Annotated in this window: 21 protein-coding genes and 2 pseudogenes; 6 read left to right on the top strand and 17 right to left on the bottom strand. The window is 39.9% G+C overall.

Annotated elements, in window-relative coordinates; all coding sequences use genetic code 11:
- Positions 1–196 precede the first annotated feature (196 nt).
- Positions 197–955 (bottom strand): exosporium glycoprotein BclB-related protein, encoded by a 759-nt coding sequence (locus AC787_RS11775; RefSeq protein WP_054024962.1) that lies wholly within the window; start codon positions 953–955, stop codon positions 197–199.
- A gap of 101 nt (positions 956–1056) precedes the next feature.
- Complete coding sequence (locus AC787_RS11780; protein ID WP_054024963.1) at positions 1057–1239, bottom strand: DNA methyltransferase; 183 nt, start codon at positions 1237–1239, stop codon at positions 1057–1059.
- 29 nt (positions 1240–1268) lie between these two features.
- On the opposite strand from AC787_RS11780, the pseudogene AC787_RS35340 reads away from it, so the two are divergent.
- A pseudogene (locus AC787_RS35340) lies at positions 1269–1493 on the top strand (IS3 family transposase); the annotation flags it as partial.
- 347 nt (positions 1494–1840) lie between these two features.
- Here the strand turns inward: AC787_RS35340 and AC787_RS11785 are convergent.
- Complete coding sequence (locus AC787_RS11785; RefSeq protein ID WP_054024964.1) at positions 1841–2050, bottom strand: hypothetical protein; 210 nt, start codon at positions 2048–2050, stop codon at positions 1841–1843.
- Between the two features lie 529 nt (positions 2051–2579).
- Between AC787_RS11785 and AC787_RS11790 the strand changes: the two genes are divergently transcribed.
- Positions 2580–2924, top strand: coding sequence for an AMP-dependent synthetase and ligase (locus AC787_RS11790; protein ID WP_082360720.1), 345 nt, complete (start codon positions 2580–2582; stop codon positions 2922–2924).
- Positions 2925–2944: 20 nt separating this feature from the next.
- On the top strand, positions 2945–3799 hold the full coding sequence (locus tag AC787_RS11795) for a manganese catalase family protein (RefSeq protein WP_054024965.1): 855 nt from the start codon (positions 2945–2947) through the stop codon (positions 3797–3799).
- A gap of 214 nt (positions 3800–4013) precedes the next feature.
- Here the strand turns inward: AC787_RS11795 and AC787_RS11800 are convergent, their stop codons facing one another.
- From AC787_RS11800 to AC787_RS34075, 3 genes are all read right to left on the bottom strand, one after another.
- A complete protein-coding gene (locus tag AC787_RS11800) occupies positions 4014–4193 on the bottom strand; it encodes a hypothetical protein (RefSeq protein ID WP_054024966.1) in 180 nt (59 codons plus the stop codon).
- Between the two features lie 536 nt (positions 4194–4729).
- The gene (locus AC787_RS11805) at positions 4730–4999 is read right to left on the bottom strand and encodes a hypothetical protein (protein WP_054024967.1); all 270 of its coding nucleotides are present in this window, start codon (positions 4997–4999) and stop codon (positions 4730–4732) included.
- A gap of 15 nt (positions 5000–5014) precedes the next feature.
- Complete coding sequence (locus AC787_RS34075) at positions 5015–5152, bottom strand: hypothetical protein (protein ID WP_161807530.1); 138 nt, start codon at positions 5150–5152, stop codon at positions 5015–5017.
- A 137-nt stretch (positions 5153–5289) separates the two neighbouring features.
- Here AC787_RS34075 and AC787_RS11810 point away from each other — a divergent pair, with 137 nt between their 5' ends.
- Together AC787_RS11810 and AC787_RS11815 are read left to right on the top strand one after the other, a co-directional pair.
- Positions 5290–5562, top strand: a complete 273-nt coding sequence (locus AC787_RS11810; RefSeq protein WP_054024968.1) for a WGxxGxxG family protein — start codon at positions 5290–5292, stop codon at positions 5560–5562.
- A gap of 38 nt (positions 5563–5600) precedes the next feature.
- Complete coding sequence (locus AC787_RS11815; protein ID WP_054024969.1) at positions 5601–6119, top strand: DUF3231 family protein; 519 nt, start codon at positions 5601–5603, stop codon at positions 6117–6119.
- Between the two features lie 249 nt (positions 6120–6368).
- Here the strand turns inward: AC787_RS11815 and AC787_RS11820 are convergent, their stop codons facing one another.
- The 3 genes from AC787_RS11820 to AC787_RS34765 all read right to left on the bottom strand — a co-directional run bounded on the left by AC787_RS11820 (position 6369) and on the right by AC787_RS34765 (position 9088).
- A complete protein-coding gene (locus AC787_RS11820; RefSeq protein WP_054024970.1) occupies positions 6369–6998 on the bottom strand; it encodes a hypothetical protein in 630 nt (209 codons plus the stop codon).
- 225 nt (positions 6999–7223) lie between these two features.
- Positions 7224–7688 carry an immunity protein YezG family protein gene (locus tag AC787_RS11825; protein WP_054024971.1) on the bottom strand — a complete coding sequence of 155 codons (465 nt, stop codon included), beginning with the start codon at positions 7686–7688 and terminating at the stop codon, positions 7224–7226.
- Between the two features lie 1142 nt (positions 7689–8830).
- Positions 8831–9088, bottom strand: coding sequence for a formylglycine-generating enzyme family protein (locus AC787_RS34765; protein WP_082360722.1), 258 nt, complete (start codon positions 9086–9088; stop codon positions 8831–8833).
- A 90-nt stretch (positions 9089–9178) separates the two neighbouring features.
- Between AC787_RS34765 and AC787_RS34560 the strand changes: the two are divergent.
- Positions 9179–9280, top strand: a pseudogene (locus AC787_RS34560) (recombinase family protein); the annotation flags it as partial.
- 486 nt (positions 9281–9766) lie between these two features.
- Here AC787_RS34560 and AC787_RS11840 read toward each other — a convergent pair.
- The 8 genes from AC787_RS11840 to AC787_RS11870 all read right to left on the bottom strand — a co-directional run bounded on the left by AC787_RS11840 (position 9767) and on the right by AC787_RS11870 (position 15763).
- Complete coding sequence (locus tag AC787_RS11840; protein WP_054024974.1) at positions 9767–10183, bottom strand: hypothetical protein; 417 nt, start codon at positions 10181–10183, stop codon at positions 9767–9769.
- 224 nt (positions 10184–10407) lie between these two features.
- Complete coding sequence (locus tag AC787_RS11845; RefSeq protein ID WP_054024975.1) at positions 10408–10935, bottom strand: hypothetical protein; 528 nt, start codon at positions 10933–10935, stop codon at positions 10408–10410.
- A 298-nt stretch (positions 10936–11233) separates the two neighbouring features.
- A complete protein-coding gene (locus AC787_RS11850) occupies positions 11234–11863 on the bottom strand; it encodes a hypothetical protein (protein WP_054024976.1) in 630 nt (209 codons plus the stop codon).
- 173 nt (positions 11864–12036) lie between these two features.
- Entirely contained in the window at positions 12037–12513 is a 477-nt protein-coding gene (locus AC787_RS11855) for an ATP-binding protein (protein WP_268760189.1), read from the bottom strand.
- A gap of 272 nt (positions 12514–12785) precedes the next feature.
- Positions 12786–13307 (bottom strand): hypothetical protein, encoded by a 522-nt coding sequence (locus AC787_RS11860; RefSeq protein WP_054024977.1) that lies wholly within the window; start codon positions 13305–13307, stop codon positions 12786–12788.
- A 217-nt stretch (positions 13308–13524) separates the two neighbouring features.
- A complete protein-coding gene (locus tag AC787_RS35345; RefSeq protein ID WP_082360724.1) occupies positions 13525–13692 on the bottom strand; it encodes an abortive infection family protein in 168 nt (55 codons plus the stop codon).
- A gap of 26 nt (positions 13693–13718) precedes the next feature.
- Positions 13719–13976: a hypothetical protein gene (locus AC787_RS11865; RefSeq protein WP_054024978.1), complete on the bottom strand. Its 258-nt coding sequence runs from the start codon at positions 13974–13976 to the stop codon at positions 13719–13721.
- Between the two features lie 371 nt (positions 13977–14347).
- Positions 14348–15763 (bottom strand): alpha-L-fucosidase, encoded by a 1416-nt coding sequence (locus AC787_RS11870; RefSeq protein ID WP_054024979.1) that lies wholly within the window; start codon positions 15761–15763, stop codon positions 14348–14350.
- Positions 15764–15813: the final 50 nt, after the last annotated feature.

Consider the following 15813-nt stretch of genomic DNA (forward strand, 5'->3'; position numbering starts at 1 on the left):
AATGTTCGCTTTAACATTAACTATAAGGATAAGGAACATAATAATCTTGGATATGTACAAGCTGCGGTTTCAACTGTAGTTATAGCGGTAGGTTTCGTATGTCCTGAAAGGGATAACGGCAGGCCAAGGAGCAATCCTTGGTCTGCCGTTTGTGTTAGTAGATAGGGAGTTTTACTAGGGAGTTTTGCGAAAATACTTAAGTGATTGATACGCCAGCGTTAACAAAACCTGTTGCGGAAACTATTGCTCCGAAACCGGTCGATGTCACGGAGAATACCATCAACAGACGATCTTCTTCAAATACATCTATTGCTAAAGGAGAGGAAATTCCGCTTACTACTGAACCAACGGCAAGTAATCCGCTTATACTTGGTAATGTTACGATCGCGCCTGGGATAGGAGAAAAGGTGTTGTTAGCCGTAGTTGCTCTATATAATTGAGCTGAAACCGTTGCAGAACCAGTTAAAATATTAGTAGTCAATAAATTGCTAAAAACTGCAGAAAAAGCAGTGATGGTACCGTCTCGTGGCACAGAGTGTGCAAATCCAGAAGCAGCTAATACAGTAATATTAAGGCCAACAAGACCAATGCTGGCTGTATTACTGCCAAAACCAACAAGACTAACTGTATCGATTAGGCCAGTTGCTAGCGATGCTAAAGCGACCGGAGTTATTCCTGATGAGTAAGCTAATATTGAGGCGCCTGCCGCTTCACCAGGCAGGCCTGTTAGTCCCCTCAAACCTCTCAAGCCTCTCAGACCTCTCAGACCTGTCAGACCTCTCAGACCTCTCAGACCTGTCAGACCTCTAGGTCCCATCGGACCGGCTGGTCCAACAGGACCACGGCTACCGTTTCCTCCTGTTCTTCCATTGAAGATTTGATTATTGACGATAACAGCGCTGCAAGAATTGAGTGGTTTTTTAACAATACGCTTTTTACAAGATGAATTCCCCAAAAAAATACACCTCCATAATATTTGTAATATATATTATGAAGCCACTCTAGTAATTGATTGGATGATTAGTAGATGGTTCCATAGATTATGAACCATTTTTACTAGAATTCAGTATCTTCTTGGATCAATCTATTATTTGTGATGTCAAAATAGGTTCTATCAAGTTCAAATCCGATAACATTACGATTTAATTTCTTTGCAGCCAGAGGTACTGGGCCAGATCCCACAAAGAAATCTGCAATTGTTTCTCCTTCAAAACTGCTGTTCAAAATAATATCCTTCATCAGCAGAGCTGAAGCTCCTCGAAGGCAAGATCGTACAGAGCATGTCCCGAGTTGGCAGATACATTGATAACGGCCCCATGGAATCCATCTGGGGTACTCTTAAATGAGAGAAGTATTATTTGCGTCGTAAATACCCAACCTTCGAAGAACTTCAAAAGGACATCGATGCGTACATTTATTTTTACAATAACGAGCGTTTGCAGGCAAAACTAAACGGCCTCAGTCCAATAGAATTCAGGACCAAAGCCGCTTAACCGATTTTTATTATTTATACTGTCTACTTGACGGGGTGCAGTTCATTACCAGCAGCCTCGTTCTGGTGATAGTTAAGCTATAGTTACCCGTCGTATTATGAGGTCAGCCAGTTATTACTGGTTGACTACTCCATTCCCGACTCGTCGCCTTGCGCATCTTAATTGCAAATCACCCTCCCCCCAATTCCTTTATTTTAAAAATTAAATAAGTAACTTTGCTTATATAAAAAAACACAACACAAAACTGTTTTTCAAACAGTTTTGTGTCGTGTTTTTTCGTAGCAACCTATTATGGGTTATCGAGCAATAGTTACCCGTTAATTCAACAAATCTCGAAGTCGTATGTCCTAATTTTCTCCTTCTATATGCCTTGCCAAGAACCCGTCCAGGATCTCTGCCATTGATTCGTTTTTCAAAGGTCCTTTCAGCTCGTTCCTAACCAGCAGCAAAGCAGCTGCAGGAGGCATATGGATCGTCCGTAGCGCTTCGATCAAAGTATTCTCTTCGTCACTTAGTCGTTTTATGTATTGCAACTCGATCGGTTCAGGTGTTATCACCAATTTCACTCTCTTTCAGGGGGTGGTTTTGTGTCTCTCCAAGCAAACGGCGTCATCAAATATAATTCCCCTGTTAGGACCATGTTTTTGTCACTCGTCCCTCTTTATCCAATAGAAGGCAGCCAGTTTCTTTATTATTGGCAAATTTGATCGCTATTAACCAGCGCGCGTCGCGTATGCAAAAGGTGCTCCACTTTTTTACGATGGGGTTACGCACGAGGTCATTGCCTCAAAAAGCCCATTTGGCCCGCGCTGTCAGCTTTCATATAGCAGTACTCGCTTTATCGGTGTTGCACTTGGGCCTTTATGCGCATCGATTTTCTTAAAACATGCAATCTAGTTATTTTACACTTTGGCCGTTTCTGCTTTAATCGTCTGCTTCTTAGCCATATTTTTATCTATCCAGGATCCGACAATGATCTTGATAGTAAATCTGAAATTTTCAAATAAAAAAATGAATATTCCATCTTAGTTTGAGTCAATCTATTCAGGTCAGAAAAATCCAAGATATTCAACAGGAGGAATTAAATTGAACCAGTTTCAGTCAAACAATCAGATTTCGCAACAACTTGCTCATGCTGAACAACTTATCCAACAGTTGGTGAATCAAACCCAGCAAGCATCAGGTCAATATCAACAATTGCTAAATCAGGAACTCAATAATGCAAAAGCACTTGAACAAATTGCACAACGTGAACAGCAAGCTGCTCAAATCATACAAACTGCTCTACAAGGCCATCAAACAGCTCTTCAGCAATTACAACAAATTTCAAACATCTGCAACCAAGTGTCTCAGTCCTCACATTCACAAATTCCGGCGTTTTCAAATATGAACCATCAACAACCACTAGGCTTTAACAACTATTCGCATTAATAATGGAATGAGGAAATAAATTGTATTTCTATAAAGAGGATTTGATTAATCAAATCGTTGTAGATAAACCTGATCCTGCCGCTGCTAAAGTTCTTCAGGAAACGCTCGGCGGTCAGTTTGGCGAAATGCGCACCATGATGCAATATTTCTTCCAGAGCAGCAATTTTCGCGGAAAAGCAACACAGTATCGTGATTTAATCCGCGGTGTGTTTCTTGAAGAAATTAGTCACGTTGAACTCGTACAACATACGATTAACCAATTACTGAATGGTTCAAGTGAGGAGCAGCCTGGTAATGCGGGTCTGGACTCTACTCCTCTCGATCAAGCTGTAAAGCATGCAAATCCACATCATTATATAGTGGGTGCACAAAGCTCGTTGCCGGTAGATGCTGCTGGTAATCCTTGGCTAGGAAATTACGTCTATAGTCACGGCAATTTAATCAGTGATTTACTAGACAACGTCGTACTTGAGTCCACTGGTGTTCTTCAAAAATCTCGTATTTATGAAATGAGTTCAAATCAAACGTTCCGTGAGACTTTAGCGTTTCTCATGGTGCGAGATAACTCTCATCAAAATGCATTTGCAAAAGCATTAGAGACACTTGGCGTCGATTGGGGCAACCTGTTTCCAGTCCCAAATTATGATATTAATAAATATCCTGAATGTCGAAAATATGTAGAATTGGGCTATCATAACGCTCAATTTAACTTCCGTATGGATTCGACAAGGATAGGCGAAATATTCAGTGGTCAAACACCAAGCAGGAATGAAGGAGAGTTAATGGTGATTCCCCCACCTGAAGGTTTCCCTCTACCTTATCTTCCCGAACTTCCGAGTGAGCATAGTCCAGGAATTTACGATATGAATGCTTAGTGTTTAGAATGCAAGCTGCTTCCAGATAGGAAAAACCCTGTTGAATAGCAGGGTTTTTTCCTTTTTCCTAATGGCAATTTACCAATGACTGTGGAGGTTTGTTGAAAATGAATGATTAAACGTTGTGGGGTATCCGAATATCGAGCAAGAATTTATAGGCTTGAAATTTGTAATGGAACATGCAAACATAATCCTTCCAATATAGAAAACCAGGCTATTCGCTCTGGCTCGGTTTCTTGCGTATGCTTGTGAGCTCAAAAGCCTCTTTATGAATCCCTAGTTCTTGTGCCTTCTTCTTTTTAATCATCATGGCCTGTTGTAAGCTGGTGGCTTTAAATTCTATTGTGGTGCCAAATGGATCCTCAAATGCATAATAACTTTTTTTATTCGACATTAGTATTGCACCTCTATTCTTTATCTTAAATACTGGTCATGTTATTGGTCGTAGTTAACTCAAATTATTGTGTCCAAGCATCCTGTTTATATGCACAAATTGGGACACTCTAAGGTTCGAGTCACTTGTTACCGGATGGCTTGACCATGTAGATTACTTATGAATTTTTGTATAATTCTTAACATTAATCCTATAACGCAAAAAAACCACGATTTACGCTGAATAGCAAGTAATTGTAAAAAGAAAATAAAGTATTAGTTTAGATATGCTGATCCAAGCGGTAGTTACTTGTAGTCAGGTTATTGGTCAATCCATACGAGAAGATATTGGGGCATTTTTCGCTAAATACCTTATCACTAAAATAGCATTAGTCGTTATAATACTTAAAATGAATAAAAAAAGGCTCATTCCTTCTCCACTTCAAATAAAGAGACTTGAGACAGCTAGGCTTAATGCCGCGATCCTCGAATACTATTTTCACAAAGAACGTTTTTTCCTATTGCGGGGATGGGAAAGAATGGGATGTCTATATGTCTTCAAAAACGAAACACAGCAGCAACATAATCCCTTAGAGATATCGCATGAATCGGAATTTTGTCCAAAAGCTGCCAAATCCCTATTGCTATATCTGGTGGTGTATACACCCTAATCTCATAAGCTTGTACGGTCATCTTGATCAAATAATAAATAAGGATTACATTGATGCTCGCAATGAGCGTTTTTGTTTGTTTTTCCATATTGAAATAATTAATATTCAACAATGGATGATTCTGAAAGTTCTCTTCTGGACACCATTTTCGCCCCATCCGATCCATTTCTCATTAGATCCAAATTATTCCCTTATGTATGCAGTAGTTTTTGTAATCCCAACAATACTCATCAAACTGCACTGTCCAAGACTTGTACGTTGCCCCGAACATCATCACAACATCATCTGTAAACGTCACCTGAACGATCATTTGCAACCCTCCCATGTAACCCTCCCATGTATTTCTGTATTCAATACTTAACACATGAATTAGACGTATGAATATTTGTTTCTTGGATGGGTAACATATACTCATTCAAAAATAAAAATACGAGGAGAAAATGAAAAATGAAAAAGTTATGCTCGTTTCTAATCGCTTTTTCAATCCTGTCGTCTGCAATGTCTATTCCTGTATTTGCAGAGAAATCAGAGAAATCAAATCAATCGGATACTATGACTTTGGACAACAACCGAATGATTAACAACGGAACAGATATGAACACTAACAATTACCGAACTAATGCCGCAACTGATGATAATGACATGGATTGGGGCTGGTTAGGTTTACTTGGGTTGGCAGGCCTGATTGGGTTAAAAAGTCGCGATCGGGAACGTACCTAACCAAAAAACTGTTAAAAATGAAACAAGGAGTGAATTAATTGGGAATTTTAAGTGGTAATCCTAAAGACGAACCAATGCACTATGGTGAGATTTTTAGTGTATGGCAAGCTTCCACTGTAGCTAAAGGCGCCGTATCTTGTTACCAAGCATACTTAAATCATTCCGGTGACAAAGAGCTAAAAAAGATACTTGACGCTCTAATTGATCAAGCAAAGTTGGAGATAAAAGAATTTGATACTTTGCTTACCGATAACGGCATTGCTTCTGCGCCTTTAATGCCTGAAAGGCCACCAGTAAAACTCGAAGACATTCCAGTAGGTGCAAGATTTACTGACCCTGAAATAGCAGCAAAAATTGCATGTGACGCTTCATTAGGACTAGTTGCTTGCAGCCAAGTTATGGGCCAATCAGTTAGAGAGGATATTGGTGCTTTGTTTGCTAAATACCATCTCACAAAAACAGCATTAGGGTTAAAAATACTCCAGTTGAGCAAAGAAAAGGGTTGGCTTATCCCTCCACCACTTCAAGTAAAGCGACCTGAGATTGTTAACACATAAATATTAATTTAATCCTGCCCCTCGGGCGGGATTTTTTTAGCATTTGCCCATGTATTTCAATATTCAGTCGGTAATCGGTTTGTATTCATCTGCGGGACACCAAATCCACTTGCACATACCCTCGTGATAAATCAAAAATTGAGTAATTCCATTTTCAAGCTGCTATCCTTATATGTTACTCCCTAATAGTGCCCCTAGAATAAAGTTGCTTTGCCGACTACCTCGTTATTTTTATCAAAGAGAGCTACCTCATTTGGAGATAACCATTGAATTTTCACCAAGGTAAGGCGCATAATCCCATTCATTCGGGCGTCCCCTAAAAACCTCTGAGCGGAGTATCACTTCATTATTTTTATCAATAACAATTAAATAAGCTTTTACAACAGATACTTCATGGACAATATATAGACTTGCTTTTTGTTTTCTATCAGGACTTGAAAATGTCTTTTTCCAAAACCATTCATTTTTCATATCTGCTTTTATTACCAGATCAAATGCTTGGTTGAATGGAGCTGAATCCCAACCTTTTTCAGAAATAATCTTATCAATTCCTTTTCTCAATAATTTCAATGTTATTTCCTTTTTTTCTTGATCATTCATGGAGAGGAATGTATCTTTGTGAAATTGAACTTGAGCCGTACAAACACCTGTAAAGTCTTTTATCCCGGGATCCGTGATTTCATCTACACATTCAATTAATACTTTCCATGAATCAGTGGTCTTGAATTTGTCAAAAGATCTTTCATATAACGAAGAAACACGGCGAATTTCATCCCGAAATTGAACTCTTTTTTGTTTCCAAGTTGCTTCATAGTGCTCCGGTGTTCCAGCCTTATTGGTATATGGGATGTCCAAATCAAACTCTTTTAAGAAAGGCATTCCTAAACCCCAATTCTTTCCGATTTTATTACAAATTCGGGGCCGTTGTTACGTTATCCTGCCCGTTAGCTTAATAAAGAAAAGGAGCAGCTGCCGTAGCAAACTACCCCTTGTGTGTTCAACTATCGTCTCCTGTTAGCGTCACCTGTATCCCCCTTAAATCCTACACAAACAACAAGGTGCCCCAAGCAGAAATTAGATGGCTTTCGGGACACCTCTGAGAAATTAATCAGTCTTTTGTTTTAAATACTCATCTACAGTCTCTCGCTGAAATTCATCCGTAGGATATATCCCTAAAACTTCATACTTCCAGATTGTACGTTGTCTATTTGGGGAAAGCAAAATTTCATCATAGTTATAATCAACGTTAAACTTACCTGATTGATCCAGAAACATAGTCAGATTTGTCCATGGTTGAAGAGAATTTTTACAAGATTCCGCGTTAAGATTAACGAAGTTCTCTTCTAACTCTATAAACAGCTGGTCATAAATGCGACTATCTACTCCATAAACATCAGGAATATTATGACAATGTATTAAACTGTTTTTTTTGGTGGATTTATAGTAAAAGTAGACTATTCTTGAATCTGGTAATATTTCAGCGTAGAGATATATTTTATCCCACTCATCAGGAATTATTCCTACTAGATTATTTCCTATAAGTTGATATAATTCCTCAGTTTTTTTCACAGATATATTAGCCTCCAACTTGATTTAGAATAGTTACAATAGTAGTCTCATCATTATTAATATTATGTTTCACTCTGAAGGAGGGCTCTTATCCAATGGCGGTCTTCCTCCTTTTCTACCTCGAGCCCGAGCTGCTTGTAAACCGGCCTGGGTTCTCTCTCGAATCGTCTCTGCCTCCATTTCAGAGCCACAATAGCAAAAAAAAGCTTGCCTGCTGGTGTTCTGGTATCTACTCCGAGTGTGATGATCTGCAGACTGAAACATTCATGATGGGAAGCAATGAATTTTAAGTTAGACAACTTTGGACAAAGAATGAATGGCATGAAGATTGGTTTAATGCTCAAGTTGGAGGCAAGGATTGGGTTGGGGAGTTATTTCATCATGAAGTTGAAATAGATGGGTTTTGGGTTTATCGTGATTTAATTACGATTGGACAATATTATCTTTTTATGCAAGACACTGGACACCCAGCACCAGTTGATAATACGATTCACAGTCGATTGAACAGTGCTTGGCATGATGGGAAACCCGTTAAAGGAACTGAAAAGCAGCGAGCTAACTCAGGTCGATCACTTTTCTTCCGTTAGTTTAATAACAAGTCGATCATTTATTTTTAAGATAAGTAAAAACAGAAATCCAAAAGATGCATCCGAGCAAAATATGAATTCCACTTTCTTCAATATGTCTCCCAGTCCCACTCAGTAATAAACCTGAAAAAAAGCCTAGGACAATACAAATTAATACTTCAAGTACCTTGGTTTTCATAAAAGCTCCCCTAACAACCTTCTATAGTTTGATTATTCTAATTTACTTGTGAATCCCTGCTTCTGATACAGGTAAGTTTCCCCAGTATACGGCCCCTTACTTCAAAAAGAAAGAGAAGCTGCAGCGAGCAAGCTCCTCCACTATCGTGTCCCGTTAGCTTAACAATAGATTCAACTCAGGAGATCGGAATATTTATCACTGGTCTAAAACCATGGTCGTTAGAATCACGCCTATCCGGTGGATAGTACAAACGTTGAGATCCTCTGCTTGTATATGCTGGACTAGACCAAGACCCACCTCTCAATATTCTGCAAGGTGCGTGACCAGGTCGACTTCCATGCTTTTCTGGACCTCGCGGGTTCTTTCGTTGGCTTTGATTATAATAATCCGGATCGTACGAAGAACTTATTTGCAACAGAGTCTCCACATCGACAGTCATGTAGATCTAACGAGTCTCCCCAAGGAAAGATTCTACCTTCCGGTCCTCTAGCTGCATACTCCCATTCAGCTTCATATGGCAGTCTTACTCCTGCCCAATCACAATAAGCCACTGCATCTTCCCAAGAAGCAGAACTTAGGGGATCATGAGTAAGTCGTGTTATAGAAAATAAAGTATTAGACTGATGATGCGTCATTAAGCTAACTAAATCTTAATAATCAGCAAGGGATATTTCATGAAATTAACGAATATAGTTCATACGGTTTTCTAAAGGTATTTTGCGAACTTGCGTTCCGGGGATGCATTAGTCATTTGGAAATTGGATCGCCTTGGTCGGACGACTAAGCAGTTAATCGAGCTTTCGCATGATCTAAAGGAAAGAGGAATCTGCAGCACGTTTGTTTTTTAGAATGAACGACATGGTACATCATTTCCCCGTCGGGAATGGGACTATGTTCTTGTCACTAGTCGGGAATGGGATCAAGTTCTTGTCATCATCAAATGACAAGAACTTGATCCCATTAATAAAAAAAACCGCATTTTGCGCGGCTTTAATGGGACAATGTTCTTGACTTCCGACAATTATATTGTCGGATGTCAAGAACTTGATCCCATTCCCTACCAACTTTATCAATCATCCACTTTAGCCCTGCGTAGACTCCCATAAAGTATTGATCTGTTGCATTCTCATGTGTATTTATCCATTCACGCAATTGATATTTTCGCTCCTGAGTCATCTCCACAGTAACAGTGAACATAAAATCAACTCTTTTAAAGTTTAATGTGTAACTCCACTTACCTTAAGCCTTTCTTATACTACCACATATTGGAACTATTCTGCCCGTTAGCGTAATGGATGAGCTAAGCGACCATGCTACTCGATAAGTTCTGGAGAGGTATCTCCACCCTGTTCGAGAAAAATTATCTCAGTTGGAGTAACTTCATACTTCCAATATGCACTCAAAGTACCTTCTTTCTCCGCTGAGTCTCGAAAGTCTACTGCTTTCCAATATTCAGTCAAAGTAACGATGTACACATCATTCTCCTTCTTAGTTGCTGATGATTCAAACTCACCAGGAATCGTTATCCCTGGAGCTGGTCCTCCACCGTGGATTGTTCCCTTCACCCTTGAAGCTTCAAGAGGAAAGCCATTTCTTTTTTCCTGAACTACTTTGGCAATGGCATCATTGCCTGAAAATCGGTTTCCGTCATTTGTTGTTTCATCTACATTTGAACAAGATGTCAACATAAACGCAGTCAATAATAGTGTCACAAGATATCTCAAGTACATTTGTTTATTGCCACCCTCTTTCTGAGTTTATCAGTTAATTGACTCTCAATAACATTAGACCAAATTTATAATTAATTTGTTGTAACGCCTATCAGCTACATATGTACAAAAACCACTATTTTGTGATGTAGTAAAAAGGAGCTGCCGCGGCAGCTCCTTCAACTTTGTATAGAGTCCTTCATTGAAGTAACGTTTCCCGTTAGTTCAATATTTTTTGTTTCTCATCATAAATTGGCTACCCGATAGCCTTTCACTCCATTATGAGAAAACTCTTTTAGACTGCTTTTCCATTCAATGATATATGGAAGAACCGACTCTATCTCACTTTCAAGAAAGACGTACATCATAAAATGCTTTAGCAGAAAATTATTGAGCAATAAGAAAAAAGCCTCAACTTCAGCTTCAGTCGTTTCTTTCCCCCGCTTGAATCCAATCCCAAATAACTCTACGACTCCAAACGGTGGAATAGTATCCCAAAAATCAAAATCCTTATCTTCTATATCCTTTACGACGCTTTGCTCCATGGATGCAAGCATCGACGATTTTTCCTGCTTCAAATCGCGCAGGCTAAACTTCAGCGTCAGTTCTATACTTTCGCAATTAACTTCAATATCAGCATGGTTGGAATTACGTCCAGAATGAACCGTTATTCGATGGTTATCTACGCAATGCTTAATTTCCAGATTTGCATCCTCCCATGCCTCCAGTACAAATTCTTTCTCCTCCAAAAACAAATAAACCCTTGTTGCCATCTTTACCTCCACTTAAATGGGTATGATGTGACTCCCAAACCATCACATTATCATTCATAAGTATGCACGTACAATTACAAACGAAAAAGATTAGGGATTGTTGCACTAATACTGTCCGTTAGCTTAATAAAATGAGCAGGCCACCGCAGCACCTGCTCATCAATACGTTATTCAACTATCGTTACCCGTTAGCTTAATGCTCGCTATTTCATTTATCCTATGTGTAACGTCCTATTAGAGCCCCTAGAATAAAGATGCTTTACCGACTACCTCGTTATTTTTATCAAAGAGAGCTACCTCATTTGGAGATAACCATTGAATTTTCACCAAGGTAAGGCGCATAATCCCATTCATTCGGGCGTCCCCTAAAAACCTCTGAGCGGAGTATCACTTCATTATTTTTATCAATAACAATTAAATAAGCTTTTACAACAGATACTTCATGGACAATATATAGACTTGCTTTTTGTTTTCTATCAGGACTTGAAAATGTCTTTTTCCAAAACCATTCATTTTTCATATCTGCTTTTATTACCAGATCAAATGCTTGGTTGAATGGAGCTGAATCCCAACCTTTTTCAGAAATAATCTTATCAATTCCTTTTCTCAATAATTTCAATGTTATTTCCTTTTTTTCTTGATCATTCATGGAGAGGAATGTATCTTTGTGAAATTGAACTTGAGCCGTACAAACACCTGTAAAGTCTTTTATCCCGGGATCCGTGATTTCATCTACACATTCAATTAATACTTTCCATGAATCAGTGGTCTTGAATTTGTCAAAAGATCTTTCATATAACGAAGAAACACGGCGAATTTCATCCCGAAATTGAACTCTTTTTTGTTTCCAATTTACTTCATAGTCCTCAGGTGTTCCAGCCTTATTGGTATACGTGATGTCCAAATCAAACTCTTTTAAGACAGGCATTCCTAAAACCCAATTCTTTCCGATTTTAATTACAAATTCGGGGCCGTTGTTGCGTTATCCTGCCCGTTAGCGTAATAAAGAAAAGAAGCAGCTGCCACGGCAAACTGCTCCTTGATTGTTCAACTATCGTGTCCCGTTAGTTTAAGTACATTATTTCATAATCTTTGCTTCAATCAATCAACTATACATACTTTATGAAACCCTTCAGACACCGTTGGAATTTCCAGACTATTGTGCATTTTCATTATAGCAGTATCAGAAACTGGCTTATCTCTTAGACTGTTTCTTTTACGGCAAACCTCAATCGGTGTGTTTATGTAATAGCTAATTTTTTCACAGTTAGAATATCTCTTTAAAGCAGCTACTCTTGTTACTGATGCAACATTTGTAGCATCAAGTATGACACTAATTCCCTTTGTTATATTATTAAATGCCCTAGAATATAATTCATTAAATACAATAGGATCATTCTTTTCTTCATAACCACCGGGAAATAACTCTTCTTTTAATGCATCCGAAGACAGTATTACCGCAGTTTCTTTAATAGCTAATTCCTTTGCGAATGTAGATTTCCCTGCTCCGGGCAAGCCAACTAACATGATTAACTTAGGCATATCATTTCCCTCTCTTTCTTTTGTCTTCGTTAAGATCCAACACTTCTAGACACACCTCCTAGTCCCTCTCCTCTCAATTTGTCTGAATATAACAGTATCACTATTCTGGCCGTTAGCTTAATAAAGAAAAGGAGCAACTGCCGTAGCAAACTACCCCCTTGTGTGTTAAACTATCTTATCCCGTTAGCGTCCACCTGTATCCGCTACTTCGAAATGCCTCGGGCCGAGCGAGAGGCTAATACCCGAAGCGTGAATGGTTTGTTATCGGAAGTTCATGCCTTCCTCGAATTTGCTAAATGAGATATAACTTAATCATGAAACATAATTACAACTCTATAATGGGATGGATCTCTATGTACTAATCTCTTCAACGCCTTTAAAAACTCTTCTCCGATTGCACTATAATCAACAACATCAACGACTAATTCGTTATCCATTGTGTAATCCTCATATTCTATCTTTTGATCCCAATTAAACTTGAAGATTTCGTCAAACGTAAACCAGGTACACGTATGAGACTCTCCACATTCAAACTCTTGTCTTATCTCTTCTGAAACATCATTCGGCAATCCTCTGGGATTACTAATATATGGAATATCAATGTATGCGTTTCTTTGATTTGCCAGAATTGCATGAAGCCAATATCCTCCACCTGTATATACCAAATCTCTCCAATCTATATGCCACAACGAATGCTTTCGTTCAGGGTACAATACTGCATATTGGTTCTTTATCCACTTATCTAGAGAGACCCAGACTCCATTTTGTTTTAAGATATCGTCACGTCGAAAAAACATCTCCTCCACGTAGCATAACATTACTGTCCCCATAATATCTCTCCTGTGTTATTGCATGAATTTCCGACTACATCTTATTTGTGAACGTCGCAAAATTCCCATATTCAAGATATGCGCGATGTCAATTAAACTATCATGCTCTTTACGTTAGCATATCAAAGAAAGAGAGCAGCTGCCTCGGCATACTGATCCTCATTGTTAAACTAAAGTTAGCCGTTAGCGTAATAAACACTTTTACACTTTTACACTTTTACGCTTTTTTCTTATTTTCCTTTTTTAAGATGCCTCTTGATTGCTGATATTGAAATGTTCCAAATATAAAAGAAGCTATCGTTTTTGATGCATTAACCACTAGAATAGCGTGATGTGCGTCTGGTTCGTATTTCCTTGAATGCGAGTCACTAATAACGTTTCGTATCGTTCCTAACCCTTGAACTGTGCTTGCTAGTCCAGTATTACTTGCTTTAACGGTTCAATTATTTCTGGCTTAGATGGGTCAAGATTTAATACCTTTCTAGCCTCGTTTGATAATTTAACCAAATCATTTTTGGGATCAGGATGCTCACCAGTAATTGTAAAGACAATCTCTTTTAGTACGCCCTCTAAAAGACTTCTTGCGTTTGTTATAGCCCCCGCATAGTCATGCTCAAGAATCTTCCTATCACATTTTTTCAGTTCATCCCTAATATGATCATATGTCAAATAACTAGGCGGCTTAAACTCAATAGGTATAAATTGAACCGTGATTGAACGCTCTTTTACAATATCTATAAAGGGATTAAACGTATCTTGAATAAATAGTAGCGCTTCATTCTAATGTGTATTCCCATCATATGTATACGTCAAAAACTCTTCCATCTCCAATGTTTTTTATGCTCTTTCAACATCACATAAATTAGGTCTTGTCTTATGATTTAGGAGGTGATAGTCAAGTAATCATCCATATCTTCACCTTCTAGGGTAAATAAGCACTCGTAGAATCCTATTTCCTCGTCGTAATGGCATTATGCAATGACAAGAACTTGCTCCCATAAATAGAAAAAGCCGCGATTTACGCGACTTAATCTTATTACTCACTTTGCCTCCTCGCCCTTCTGCATGCGGAAAACATGGGCGATCGGAGCATGCCCGTTCAATTCGCAATCCGGAAGCGTGATCGAGATACCTTCCGGCGTACGCTCAACCTGCAGCAATGCGTCGCTTCCGACAAGCTCGATGCTGGAAACGGGCTCCTGATAAGGAATATGAACGACCTTGGAGACGGCTGCATTTGCGCTTTCATACAAGTAGGTACAGTACACGGTATTTCCTTTCGAGGTGAATGCGCAGGCACCGATATAATACGGCGCGCACACACGTGTGCCGTATACCGCCTCGCCGTAAACCTCCATCCATGCGCCCAATTCCTTGATGCTTTTGACCGCCCCGGCCGGCAATCGTCCGTCGGGCTGAGGACCTACATTCAGCGCTAAATTGCCTCCTTTGGATACGATTTCCATCAGAATTCGAACGATCTCCCTCCCCGATTTATACTGGTCATCGTATTTGAAAGCCCACTGTTTGCCGATCGTAATGCAGCTTTCCCACGGTACGTTCAGCGGACGCTCCGGAATCGCTTGCTCCGGCGTCACATAATTTTCGTAAGGCCCTCCGACTGTACGGTCCGCGGACAGCAGCCAAGGCTGCATTTGACGGGCTCGCTCGACGACCTCGCCTAATCGAATGTCCTGCTTAACCTCGTCACTCTCTTTGACCCAGCCCGCATCCAGCCACAATATATCGATCCGGCCGTAACGGGTCATCAGCTCCATGATTTGCTCATGGGTAAAATCAACGAATTTCTCCCACAGCCACGGATATTCCTCGGGGGAGTACGATGGCCCTCTCCACGTATCGCGGCCCCTCTCCATTCCTGGCGCCCAGTAGTACGGCATATGCCAATCCGCCTTCGAGAAATAAGTGGCGATCGCCAGCCCCTTGCTGCGGAAAGCGTCAAACACATGCTTGCAAACGTCGGCATAGCGGTGTGCATGAAACGGCGTTTCGGTGCCGGTAATCCGATAATTCGTCGTATGTGTGTCCCACATGCAAAATCCGTCGTGATGCTTGGTCGTAAAAATCAAATATTTGAACCCGCCTTCGGCGGCGATTTCCGCCCATACCTCCGGCTGGAGGCGGAACGGATTGAACGTGCGGTTCAGGCCGAAATATTCGCGCTTCAACTCTTCGTAGTCGCTCGTCCAGTCGACATCTTTACGCGCCCAATCACCGTCTTCATCGCTGAGAATCCAGGACTCGGCCTCGATCTGCGAATAAGGTCCCCAATGCATCATTAGGGCCAATTTCTGATCCTTGAACCATTCCAATCTTTCCAGCGTAATCGAATTTTCTGGTTTCATCCAATTCGTCTCACTGCTGTAACCGTGGACGCCTTCATTCAATTCCGGCCCATCGGCTTGCTGAAATTCCTTGATTTCCATATCCTTCATCGGGTTGCCTCCTTCGGTTCTCCGTATCACTTCGAAGTGAAAATTTTAAG

Origin of the sequence: Bacillus sp. FJAT-28004 (assembly GCF_001280845.1) — a bacterium.
In the GTDB taxonomy this organism is placed as follows: domain Bacteria; phylum Bacillota; class Bacilli; order Paenibacillales; family Paenibacillaceae; genus Pristimantibacillus.

Excerpts from the sequence above, each read along its gene's own strand:
- AC787_RS11780 (WP_054024963.1), bottom strand. The coding sequence starts at position 1,239 with ATGAAGGATATTATTTTGAACAGCAGTTTTGAAGGAGAAACAATTGCA.
- AC787_RS11800 (WP_054024966.1), bottom strand. The coding sequence starts at position 4,193 with ATGTCGAATAAAAAAAGTTATTATGCATTTGAGGATCCATTTGGCACC.
- AC787_RS11805 (WP_054024967.1), bottom strand. The coding sequence starts at position 4,999 with ATGGGGCGAAAATGGTGTCCAGAAGAGAACTTTCAGAATCATCCATTG.
- AC787_RS34075 (WP_161807530.1), bottom strand. The coding sequence starts at position 5,152 with ATGATCGTTCAGGTGACGTTTACAGATGATGTTGTGATGATGTTCGGG.
- AC787_RS11810 (WP_054024968.1), top strand. The coding sequence starts at position 5,290 with ATGAAAAAGTTATGCTCGTTTCTAATCGCTTTTTCAATCCTGTCGTCT.
- AC787_RS11820 (WP_054024970.1), bottom strand. The coding sequence starts at position 6,998 with ATGCCTTTCTTAAAAGAGTTTGATTTGGACATCCCATATACCAATAAG.
- AC787_RS34765 (WP_082360722.1), bottom strand. The coding sequence starts at position 9,088 with ATGACGCATCATCAGTCTAATACTTTATTTTCTATAACACGACTTACT.
- AC787_RS11840 (WP_054024974.1), bottom strand. The coding sequence starts at position 10,183 with ATGTACTTGAGATATCTTGTGACACTATTATTGACTGCGTTTATGTTG.
- AC787_RS11845 (WP_054024975.1), bottom strand. The coding sequence starts at position 10,935 with ATGGCAACAAGGGTTTATTTGTTTTTGGAGGAGAAAGAATTTGTACTG.
- AC787_RS11850 (WP_054024976.1), bottom strand. The coding sequence starts at position 11,863 with ATGCCTGTCTTAAAAGAGTTTGATTTGGACATCACGTATACCAATAAG.
- AC787_RS11860 (WP_054024977.1), bottom strand. The coding sequence starts at position 13,307 with ATGGGGACAGTAATGTTATGCTACGTGGAGGAGATGTTTTTTCGACGT.
- AC787_RS11870 (WP_054024979.1), bottom strand. The coding sequence starts at position 15,763 with ATGAAGGATATGGAAATCAAGGAATTTCAGCAAGCCGATGGGCCGGAA.